This window comes from Acetobacter tropicalis (assembly GCF_001580915.1).
Taxonomy (GTDB): domain Bacteria; phylum Pseudomonadota; class Alphaproteobacteria; order Acetobacterales; family Acetobacteraceae; genus Acetobacter; species Acetobacter tropicalis.
On the sequence record NZ_LHZQ01000143.1, the window covers coordinates 1 to 9,981 of the forward strand.

Genomic DNA, 9,981 nt, shown 5'->3' on the forward strand with positions numbered 1-9,981 from the left:
CCTGCACGGGTGCGTATCCGTGGAAAACGTCAGCGCGTCATGGCCTTGAAGGTGCGGGTCTGCTCAACCAGCGCGGTCTCGGTCGGTAGACGTTCCATGCTGGAAGCGCCGTAGAAGCCGTGACAGTCAGGGCATGCGCTCAACACTTTCTGCGCATCGGCAGGCATCGCGATAGGCCCGCCATGACAGAGCAGGATCACATCATCGCGCACGCTCTTCGCCGCGTCGGAAATCTCGTTGATCAGCTTGATGCAATCGTCCAGCGTGAAGGCCGTTTCAGCCCCGATGCTGCCGCCCGTTGTCAGCCCCATGTGGGCTACAAGAATATCGGCGCCCGCGCGGGCCATGTCCTTTGCCTGCTCGACATCGAAAACATAAGGCGTGGTCAGCAGATCTTTCTTGTGCGCACGAGCGACCACATCCACTTCAAGACTGTAGCTCATGCCCGTTTCTTCCAAATTCTTGCGGAAGTTTCCGTCGATCAGACCCACCGTCGGGAAGTTCTGGATGCCGGAAAAACCGACGCGACGCACATCGTCAAGGAACACGTCGAAATCCACGAAAGGATCGGTGCCGTTGACACCTGCCAGAACCGGTGTGTTCGGTACGACCGGCAGCACTTCACGCGCCATGTCCATGACAATCTGGTTGGCGTTGCCATAAGCCAGAAGCCCGGCGAGCGATCCGCGGCCCGCCATGCGGTAGCGGCCGGAATTATAGATGACGATCAGATCAATGCCGCCAGCCGCCTCGCACTTGGCGGAAAGGCCGGTGCCGGCTCCGCCGCCGACGATCGGTTTGCGTTCGGCGATCAGTCCGCGCAGGCGATGCAGGATGGCGCTACGTTCAATCCGGGGCATGGAAGTCATTCTCCTTGAAAAGATCGATAAGTTCTCCTGCCATGGCCTGAGCGAAGGCAGGATCGTTCATGGCGAGCGGCAGGCTGATGAAACGGCGATCCGTTGTCTGTTGCAATGTTTCAAGCAACGCATCGCGGAAAGCCATATCGGCTGCCGGATCATAAAAAGGCTGATCCGGGCGGTCGAGTTGTGAGAACCCACCCTCCGGGTAAAAGAACCGGACAGGGCCGTCACAGCGATTGAGACGCTCGCCGATCAGATTTCCCATTTCGCGGCACTCCTGATCGGTCGTACGCATGAGGGTGATGAACGGATTGTGCCGCACGAAAACACGGTCACGATAGCGCTCAGGCACGGTTTCCACGGCACCGAAATTGACCATGTCGAGGCCCCCGCAACTCCCGACATACGGCACCTTTGTTCTCGCAATCACATCGAGACGGGAGGCGTCGCAAGGGAAGATACCGCCCGCGACGAAATCACAGAACTCGGTTGTGGTGATATCCAGCACACCCCGCAGAACGCCCTGCGCGACAAGGCGCTCCATTGAGTTTCCACCGGAGCCGGTCGCGTGGAAAACCAGACATTCGAAATCAGGCTCAAGCACCCGGACTGCTTCCGTGACACAGGGCGTTGTCACACCAAACATCGTGATCCCGATTGCCGGACGGGTTTCTGGAGCAGCCACAAAAGGATGGCGCACCATACCCGCCATGGCGTTCGCCGCATTGGCGAGAATGGGGCGGGATATGCGATTCAGCCCCTGCAAATCCACGACGGGATAGACCATCGCGATATCGGACTCGCCGACATAGGGTTTGATGTTGCCGGAAGCGACTGTGGAAATCAGGATCTTCGGCAACCCGATGGGCAACGCCTGCATGGCCGGTGCGACGATGGCCGTTCCACCCGAGCCGCCGATGCCGATAACACCGGTCAGATCGGCGCGGCCCGGCAGGAAGCGTTCTAGCGCGACGGACATGGCGGTGATCGCCTGACCGCGTTCTCCACAAAACACAGCAGCTGCGCCATCCGGATGATGGGCTGCCACTTCCTGCGCCGGGATGTCTGCCAGACAGGATGTCTCACTGGTGCTGACATCCACGATCAGGGCTTCAACGCCGTTCTTGGCAAGAACGGAACGCAGATAGGTCAGTTCAGCAGATTTCGTGTCGGCTGTGCCGAGAAGATAGACATGCGGCGTCATGATCCGCGTCATCCCGCTTCAGGAAAAGGACGGTACGTCTTCGAGCATGGTCACCACTGGACTGCCTTCCATGCCTTTCTCGAACGCGGCCTTCATGGCGAGAAAATGGGGCTGCTTTTCATGTTCGTGAATCGCTGCCACGCTTTGCCATTGTTCGATGAATACGAAATGCAGCGGATCATTCAGATCGCGGCGGCAGGTATAGAAAAGATTGGTCGCTTCCTGACGGGATGCTGTGATGCAGGCCGTCATGACGGGCAGAATTGCGTCGAGATGCTCTTCTTTCAGATGAAAGGATGCAACGACCGTCACATGCTGCGTATTGTCAGGCATGGGCTTCCCTTCGAATGGTGGCGTGGGAAGAGCCTACTCGAAGGATACACTTTCAGTATATCGGTATAGTGTCACGCGACACTTTTCCGTCTGTGTCGAGACAGGCTGACTGTAAGAGCCTCAGCGCTTCGGGCAGTCTTCGGAACGATACACTCCCGAATGCGAGGCGTATTCCAGTGCTGTGCGGCGCTTCCGTCGACTGAAAGGATGTTGCGGCGGGAAGGGAGACACCAAGGTCTCTCGCCAGAGCAATGACACGCTCCGCTTGCTTTAGCGGCATGGGCAGCCACGCATGAAAGGCGTGATGACGCGCCTGCACGACCTGAGGCAGGCTGGCAGCCACGAGTTCCTGACGGCGAATGGCCTCGTTCTGAAGGGCGTTTCGTACGCTTTCCGCTGTGCCATTCTGCATCCACAGCGCCATCATGGCGTAGGACAGGGGAGCGATCATCAGCGAAGAAGCCAGAAGCGCAGGCAGGCATTCTTCCATGTAACCAGCCGGTGGAATGAGCGCTCCGATGCGCAGTCCCGGGCTGAGGATCTTTGAAAGGCTGCTGACATGGAACGTGCGTTCCGGCGCGAGTTCAAGAAAAGATGGTCGGGACGGATTGTGCCCGGAGACATACACACCGTCTTCAATGATCAGAGCATCGAATTTCCTGCAGATACCGACAATTTCCTGTCGTCGCTGCAACTCCATCGTCGCTGTGGTCGGGTTGTGCATGGTGGGTGTGAGATAGAGGACGGCGCGCTCTTTTCGATTGCGGTAGAGAATCTTTTCGAGTGAGGCAGGAAGTATTCCTTCCTCATCCATTCGAGCAGCATGAACGGGCAGGTGGTTTTGCCGCATGGCGCCAAGCATGCCGGGATAGGTCTGCTCCTCCGTCACAGCGTATGTGACGTGTGACCGGGCGACGTTCAGAGTTACATTGAGCGCCTGCTGAGCACCTGCCGTCAGGAGCAGGTTTTCTGGCACGACCTCCACGCCCAGTTCTGCAAGCCAGTGCGCCATGATGCGACGATGTTCGGGGTGTCCGGCGATCGGCGGATAGACATTGAACAGATCCGGGTCGACCTGTTTCGCCAATTTGTTGAGCGTGCCGGATAAAGCCCTGTTGCTGAACATCGGAGGCGGCATGTTCGTGGCGAGATCGAATCTGGTTCCAGGGTTTTCCTGCCGGATAGAGACGAACATGCCGCGACCATGCACGCTGCGCACCAGTCCGCGACGCTCAAGAGTGGCATAGGCGCGTGAGACAGAGCCGATGCCGATGCCAAGTCGCCACGCCAGATCCCGATGGGCGGGAAGGCGGTCATCCGCCTTGAGTTTTCCGGAAAGGATGTCGGTACCCATTGCTTCCGCAAGCCGTTCCGCCGGAGAGGCGTTCCCGTCCGGTAGATGTGGGTCCCATGATGACTGAAGGCGCATGTTTTTTCTCCGCCCTGGACCTCGTGTTTCGAAAATCTGTTCCTGCCCGGATGTGTGATTTTCTGACAGAGGTGGTCCCGTCTGTTCGGACAGTTTTTGGGTTTGAATAAGCTATACCCGGTTGTTGTCATGCCGCCATTCTGACGGCGCTGCTGCTGGCCCTCTGGTCCGGGGTTAACCCCGGACCAGAGGACGTCGGCGCGTCATGATACGCCTCATCAGGCGTTCGTCCAGCCAGTGCCGTATGGGGACGTTGTCCGTTATAATGGGTGATCCATTTCGTGAGCCCCACTCGAAGTTCTGATCCGGTCTCAAAGGCGTGCAGGTAGACGCATTCGTATTTCAGCGACCGCCACAGACGCTCGATGAACACGTTATCCAGCCAGCGCCCACGTCCATCCATGCTGATGCGGATCAGACGCTCTTCCAGGAGTCCAGTAAAACGGGGCGTCGTGAATTGTGAGCCCTGGTCCGTATTGAAAATTTCCGGGGCGCCATAGCGCGTAAGGGCATCCTGTAGCGCCTCGATACAGAACTCCGCGTCCATCGTGTTCGACAGACGCCAGGACAGGACCTTGCGCGTGAACCAGTCCATGATGGCCACGAGATAGAGAAATCCCCGTTTCATGGGGATATATGTGATGTCGGAACACCAGACCTGGTTGGGCCGGTCGATGACCAGATCCCGCAGCAGATACGGATATTTCCGATGCTCCGGATGGGGCACACTCGTGCGTGGCTTCTGGTAGATCGCCCGCAGACCCATAATCGCCATGAGCCGCCGGACCCGCTTGCGACAGACTTCATGTCCCAGGCGGCGCAGATGCCATGTCATCTGCCGCGAGCCATAATACGGCGTTTCCAGGAACTGGGCGTCGATCAGCCGCATCAACGCCAGATTGGCCTCGTTCTGTGGCACAGGCCGATAGTACACGCCCGACCGGTTGAGTTGTAGCAGCGTGCATTGCCGGATGAGCGGCAGACGTGCTCGTTTCGGGTCAATCATCTGCCGCCTCTGATCACGCCCAACCGAGCAGAGGCATCGCGTAAAAAATCCCGTTCCACGAGAAGCTCGCCTATCTTCGCGTGTAGTTTCTCCACATCAGCAGGGCTGACCGGGGGCTCAGACACCGCCTTCCCCGAAAAGGTTGCCGCCATGCCCTCGACTGCCTGGCGCTTCCACTGGGCAATCATCATCTGATGCACACCATGTTTCGAAGCCAGTTCCGCCAGCGTCAGTTCCCCACGGATCGCCTCCAGGGCAACCCGTGATTTGAACTCCGCCCCATACCTCTTGCGCGTAACTTTACCCATAAAAACCGTCCTCTTTCAGGTCGGATTATAGCTTGGACACCTGTCTGAAAAATGGGGTCCACCTCTGTATGGTTGCACCCATTGTCTCCGATGAACTCTGGGCGATTATTGAACCGCTTCTTCCTGTCATTCCTCCACGTCCCAAAGGCGGACGTCTCCGTCTTTCTGACCAGGCGGCATTGACGGGGATACTGTTCGTTCTCCTGACCGGCATTCCATGGGAGATGCTTCCGCGCGAGATGGGATGTAGCTCCGGAGTGACATGCTGGCGGCGGCTGCGGGATTGGCAGACTGCTGAAGTTTGGGACAAGCAACACGCACTCGCTTCGCCACGGCCTTGAATGAAGCGCGCCGTATGAAAGATACACACGACACGCCTCATCTATTATAGGAGAGCGCTGCCTACGAACCTTAAGCTGGCAGGCTTTCAAAGGGATCAAGAGCTATGATCCCGGTTCCCTGAAAATGTCGCAGGTTGCGGGTTAACACGACATAGCCCTTCATTATCGCTGTCGCCGCGATCGACAGGTCGGCCATTTCGGGCATGCGGCCTGCCTGACGTACCGCCTGTGTCATACGTCCCAGTTCGCGTGCTGCCTGAAGATCCAGCGGCAGCACTCGATGCTGATAGAGATGGAGAAGCGTCTCAAGCCATTCGGAAAGTCGTTGTGCCTTCTTCAGGCTGCCGTTGTCCCGTAATTTGGCAATGCCAGCCTCAATCTCCGCAATTGTAATGACAGAAATGAACAGCTTATCACTATTCCTGTCCATCCATTCAACGAGACCTGTCTCTATCCGCGCCTTGGTTGGTGCGGCCGCAGACAGGACATTTGTATCGACGAGATACACTCAGAATTCCACTTCCCGGAGACCACTCTCAACTCTTTCCGGGAAGTCAGCTTCATCCAGTGGAGCACTCATCAGCAAACGGCCAAATGAGGGCACGTGGGAAAGTCTCTCCCACTCCGCATAACTCAGGATAACAGCCGTTGGTTTACCGTGCCGTGTAATGATGGCCGGCTCACCCGCACAGGCGTGATCGACAACCGCAGACAGGGTAGCCTTGGCATCGCGTAGCTGAATTTCGTGCATGATCGCCCCCAAATGAAACCACTGTAGTCATATTATGAATGTGACCTCGTTGCAAGAGAATGCTCTTGGGCCTGGGCCATCTGCTGGTCCAATCCGTTCATTCAGAACGCATCCCGGAAGCATCATTCCTTAATGGACCCAGCATCACGAAAAAAGCTCTCGTCCCCGAACGTGAAAGAAATGTCAGTGCTACAGCTACGGCCAATTTCGATCATACCAGCGTGATAGCCAGACCAACCTGAGGCCCAGCTTCGGCAAGGCGACGGTCCAGAGTGCACAATGTCGCACCCTGATCCGCACAAACCGCCAGATGAAGGGCATCTCCGGCCCGCAGACCCAGAGCATACTGGTCCGAGAATCTTGCCGCCGTCCGGAAGTTCTGACTGGTCACTGGCAAGACCCCGATACTTTCGGCACACAGACGCGTGAACATGGCCAGGCTGTTCGCGCGATCGGTGACAGTGATCTGTCCCGTCCGCAGCTTGATCGACAGCGCAGAGGAAAATTCCGTCACGACCCAATCACTGATGAAGAGCTTCTCAGGTACCTGAGCACCAAGCCACTCCTGCATCCGGGAAGTTTCCCGCTCATTGGTCAGGGCCGCCACGAGAACCGATGTGTCAATATAGACGCTCAATATCTCGCCTCGTCACGCATGTCGCGGACAGCGGTCGCGGCAGACTCTGTTTGTAGCGTCATAGCGTCGGTCAGTGAGCGCAGAGCACTCACGACAATCTGTTTACGCACAGGCTCAGCTTTGACGAGTTGCGCGACTACCTTGCCGCGACGCAGAATACGGACGGACTCTCCATCCTTTGCCAGGTCGACCAGACGACTGAGATGAGCTTTAGCCTCCACCAGATTGACGGTCTGCATCGTAGACTCCGAACCATTAAACTGGTCACTTTGTAGCATGAGATCGTCAATATGCCTATGGAAATATGTGGGTGGCGATGAGCTATCGCACCTCTCTCAAACCCTCAAATGAGGCAGCGCCGACTAAAGGAGATGTAGTTAGATACCCAAAAGGGCGGTAACTTCTTGGGCCCAATTTGGGCCCACCCTGATGTGATATCCTGTTGCACCCAGTGATACTCAGTGATATTAAATGTCCTGTTATCAACAATTTAATCGGAATAACCCAGCCGCTTAGCCACTACTTATCGCCCTTTCACGGCGGCAACACGGGTTCGAATCCCGTACGGGACGCCACTCCCGTCCAAAACTGGGAACTTTCGGGTTCAGTTTCGGGCGGTCTGAGACGAGTTGGTTCATCAGCCTGTCTTTCCTTCCAAAAATGCGGATTTCACCGTCATCGATCTCTATGCGATCGACGATCGCGCGGAGATATTCCTTGCGCATGGCGACGGGACCATCGGCCAGCTTCGCCCGCAGGTCACAGGAGAAACGTTCGATCATTTCATCCGTGATGGTTGGCACCACCAGTGCCGGGGCTTCTGCCATCGCGCAGAGACGGCTGGCCTCATCCCGCTGGGCCTTCAGTGCATCAAGTCGTTCCCTGAGCGTGGGATCAGCAGGATCGACAATGCCGTTTTCGATAGCTGCGTACATTCTCTGCAACTTCTGCTCGGCTTCACGGGACACGTGACGCAGACTCTCCTGACGGGCGGCATCACGATTCTGATTGGCAGCATAGTGTGCCAGAAGTGCTTCCAGTATCACGCCAAGCCTGTTTTTCGTGAGCAGACGGGTGGCGAGATGCTCCATGACCAGCGTATCGAGCAGATCCATGCGGATGCTCCGCCCCTTGCAGGCCGTCTTTCCCTGCCGGGCCTGTGTCGCGCAGGTATAATAGCGATAACGACCGTATTTCCCTGTCCGCAACGTCATCCCGCCGCCGCAGGTGGCGCAGACTGCCAGCCCCGTCAGCAGGCATGGACCATTGACGATCCGGGGCGCCGTCACACGCGGTGCGTTCTGTTTCAGACGCTGTTGCACCTCCAGAAACTCACTACGGGGAATAATGACAGGAGCATCCATGGTGATCACCTCATCCGACGCTTTCTTCCGTCCCGTTTTCGCTTCGACCACGTTGAACGCATGCTTGCCCGCATAGGTCTCGCGCGTCAGCACGTCATGAATGAATTTGCAGGAAAACCGCGAGCCGGTTTGAGTGCGGTATCCTTTTGCATTGAGGTGACTGACGATCGCCTTGATGCCGAGCCCGCCGGACTGTCCGTCTCCATCACGGTAGAGCCCGAAGATGAGCCTGACCGTCTCCGCCTGAATGGGGTCGATCTCCAGCTTCTTCTTGACTTTCTGCCCACGACGCTCCGCTTCTACCGTGCGATAGCCGAAGGGCGGGCGGGAGCCGTTCCAGAACCCCTGCCGGGCGTTCTCGTTCATCGCGCGCAGTGTATGCTTGGCATTTTCACGGGACTGATATTCATCGAACAGCGCCAAGATCTGACGGATCATGGTGCCAGAAGAATCATTTTCCAGTTCCTGCGTGATCGAGACGAGCCTGATCTCCTGCTTCGCAAGACGTCTGACGTTGAACTCCAGATCAAAGTGATTCCGGAAAAAACGGCTGAAAGAATGCACAACGACAACATCGAAACGCCTTGGTTTTTCTGAGGCCACTTCCATCAGTTTCTGAAATTCCGGTCTCCTGTCATCTGTTGCCGAGGCTCCCGGCTCGATGAAAACTTCGGCGACCTCCCAACCTTTCGCAGCGCAGTAATTTTCAGTCTGTCGCTGCTGATCGGGGATTGACAGGTCGTGCTCGGCCTGCCGCCCTGTTGAGACGCGCAGATAAAGGGCCGCGCGCAGGGATGGCAGTGGCCGGAGGGGGCTCGACGCAAGGGGCAAGGATGTCATGGCAAAACCTCATCAGAATATCGATTTCCGCTTTGTCGACGGGGATTTCTGGCGGCAGATCGTCCTGAACCTGCCTGTTCTGTGCTTTGTGGGAGAGTGCCACAGACCGCCGCCCTGAGCCAGAGTCGATCTGCCTATGCCGGACCGGTTCGCCCCGTCCGGGCAATATCGCGCGATTCATGAGCGTAAGTCCGCACTGGCAGTGCCGATAATCTTCTGCCTGAAAGTAATCGATCTCTGGATGTGATGATGAATACTTTCAGTGACTATAAAACGTGATCTGCCTATTTTTATCGTGACTATCTTGCCTGATGCAGAAAGTCTGTATGCGGACCTGCGTGAAATACCGAAGCTTCTGCTGACTTTTGAAATAGCAAGAAGCACCGGAACGCTGCTGCAGGACACCATAAAGGTTCCTAGCCAGCCTGCATTCTGATCAATCGAAGACTGTTCTTTCACCTGCCTTAGAATAAAGTTACGCACAGAACGCGATGTAATCAGCCGACGACCCGCAATACGACATGATAAAATATCGCCAGATCTGATAAGTCTGTATGCTGTTTCACGTGAAAATCCGAATAATTCAGCAGTTTTCCCAACGCCAATTACTTCCGGGAAATTGAATATTTCCTGCATTGATGCTGCTTTCAACTTGCACTTCGTTGAAAGCAGCATCAATGAGGGCACGGGGAACAAAAACTGCAATTTCCGTTGCATTTTTCGGATCGAAACGAGAAATGACCCGGCATGATGTGCGCGGCCTGCCGTTCCGGTCACATCGCACTCGTATTTCCTGCGCTTATTCTACGAAAAACAGACTGGAGAGAGATTTGTCCGTTCCCGCGTCCGGTCGGACCGCTTTGCGGAAAAACTGAATTCTGGCTTCAGGCTCGCTCCGAACACAT

The 9,981-nt window shown here is 56.4% G+C and carries 11 protein-coding genes and 1 pseudogene; 1 reads left to right on the top strand and 11 read right to left on the bottom strand.

What is annotated here, in order from left to right:
* Positions 1–29 precede the first annotated feature (29 nt).
* The 5 genes from AD944_RS01890 to AD944_RS01910 all read right to left on the bottom strand — a co-directional run bounded on the left by AD944_RS01890 (position 30) and on the right by AD944_RS01910 (position 5,143).
* Entirely contained in the window at positions 30–860 is an 831-nt protein-coding gene (locus AD944_RS01890; protein ID WP_010666564.1) for a phosphoenolpyruvate hydrolase family protein, read from the bottom strand.
* Positions 847–2,067: a Tm-1-like ATP-binding domain-containing protein gene (locus AD944_RS01895; protein ID WP_179946458.1), complete on the bottom strand. Its 1,221-nt coding sequence runs from the start codon at positions 2,065–2,067 to the stop codon at positions 847–849. The genes AD944_RS01890 and AD944_RS01895 overlap by 14 nt, the downstream gene beginning before the upstream one ends.
* An 18-nt stretch (positions 2,068–2,085) precedes the next feature.
* Positions 2,086–2,400: a putative quinol monooxygenase gene (locus AD944_RS01900; protein WP_045541511.1), complete on the bottom strand. Its 315-nt coding sequence runs from the start codon at positions 2,398–2,400 to the stop codon at positions 2,086–2,088.
* A 52-nt stretch (positions 2,401–2,452) separates the two neighbouring features.
* Positions 2,453–3,829, bottom strand: coding sequence for an aminotransferase-like domain-containing protein (locus AD944_RS01905; RefSeq protein ID WP_045541512.1), 1,377 nt, complete (start codon positions 3,827–3,829; stop codon positions 2,453–2,455).
* A 127-nt stretch (positions 3,830–3,956) separates the two neighbouring features.
* A protein-coding gene (locus AD944_RS01910) for an IS3 family transposase (protein WP_145912773.1) occupies positions 3,957–5,143 on the bottom strand; the annotation gives its coding sequence in 2 pieces (ribosomal slippage) (positions 3,957–4,885 and positions 4,885–5,143; 1,188 coding nt in all).
* 68 nt (positions 5,144–5,211) lie between these two features.
* On the opposite strand from AD944_RS01910, the pseudogene AD944_RS01920 reads away from it, so the two are divergent.
* Positions 5,212–5,466, top strand: a pseudogene (locus tag AD944_RS01920) (transposase); the annotation flags it as partial.
* 88 nt (positions 5,467–5,554) lie between these two features.
* On the opposite strand, the gene AD944_RS01925 reads toward AD944_RS01920, so the two are convergent.
* The 6 genes from AD944_RS01925 to AD944_RS16155 all read right to left on the bottom strand — a co-directional run bounded on the left by AD944_RS01925 (position 5,555) and on the right by AD944_RS16155 (position 9,853).
* Positions 5,555–5,992: a type II toxin-antitoxin system VapC family toxin gene (locus tag AD944_RS01925; RefSeq protein ID WP_045541515.1), complete on the bottom strand. Its 438-nt coding sequence runs from the start codon at positions 5,990–5,992 to the stop codon at positions 5,555–5,557.
* The gene (locus AD944_RS01930) at positions 5,993–6,235 is read right to left on the bottom strand and encodes a type II toxin-antitoxin system Phd/YefM family antitoxin (protein ID WP_045541516.1); all 243 of its coding nucleotides are present in this window, start codon (positions 6,233–6,235) and stop codon (positions 5,993–5,995) included.
* A 211-nt stretch (positions 6,236–6,446) separates the two neighbouring features.
* Complete coding sequence (locus AD944_RS01935; RefSeq protein WP_045541517.1) at positions 6,447–6,872, bottom strand: type II toxin-antitoxin system VapC family toxin; 426 nt, start codon at positions 6,870–6,872, stop codon at positions 6,447–6,449.
* Positions 6,869–7,111: a type II toxin-antitoxin system Phd/YefM family antitoxin gene (locus AD944_RS01940; protein WP_045541518.1), complete on the bottom strand. Its 243-nt coding sequence runs from the start codon at positions 7,109–7,111 to the stop codon at positions 6,869–6,871. The genes AD944_RS01935 and AD944_RS01940 overlap by 4 nt, the downstream gene beginning before the upstream one ends.
* Positions 7,112–7,384: 273 nt before the next feature.
* Positions 7,385–9,076 (bottom strand): recombinase family protein, encoded by a 1,692-nt coding sequence (locus AD944_RS01945; protein ID WP_061474714.1) that lies wholly within the window; start codon positions 9,074–9,076, stop codon positions 7,385–7,387.
* 177 nt (positions 9,077–9,253) lie between these two features.
* A complete protein-coding gene (locus AD944_RS16155) occupies positions 9,254–9,853 on the bottom strand; it encodes a helix-turn-helix domain-containing protein (RefSeq protein WP_156477239.1) in 600 nt (199 codons plus the stop codon).
* Positions 9,854–9,981: the final 128 nt, after the last annotated feature.

Bases quoted from the DNA above. Each gene is read 5' to 3' on its own strand.
- AD944_RS01895 (WP_179946458.1), bottom strand. From the start codon at position 2,067: ATGACGCCGCATGTCTATCTTCTCGGCACAGCCGACACGAAATCTGCT.
- AD944_RS01930 (WP_045541516.1), bottom strand. From the start codon at position 6,235: ATGCACGAAATTCAGCTACGCGATGCCAAGGCTACCCTGTCTGCGGTT.
- AD944_RS01945 (WP_061474714.1), bottom strand. From the start codon at position 9,076: ATGACATCCTTGCCCCTTGCGTCGAGCCCCCTCCGGCCACTGCCATCC.
- AD944_RS01905 (WP_045541512.1), bottom strand. From the start codon at position 3,829: ATGCGCCTTCAGTCATCATGGGACCCACATCTACCGGACGGGAACGCC.
- AD944_RS01900 (WP_045541511.1), bottom strand. From the start codon at position 2,400: ATGCCTGACAATACGCAGCATGTGACGGTCGTTGCATCCTTTCATCTG.
- AD944_RS01890 (WP_010666564.1), bottom strand. From the start codon at position 860: ATGCCCCGGATTGAACGTAGCGCCATCCTGCATCGCCTGCGCGGACTG.
- AD944_RS01940 (WP_045541518.1), bottom strand. From the start codon at position 7,111: ATGCAGACCGTCAATCTGGTGGAGGCTAAAGCTCATCTCAGTCGTCTG.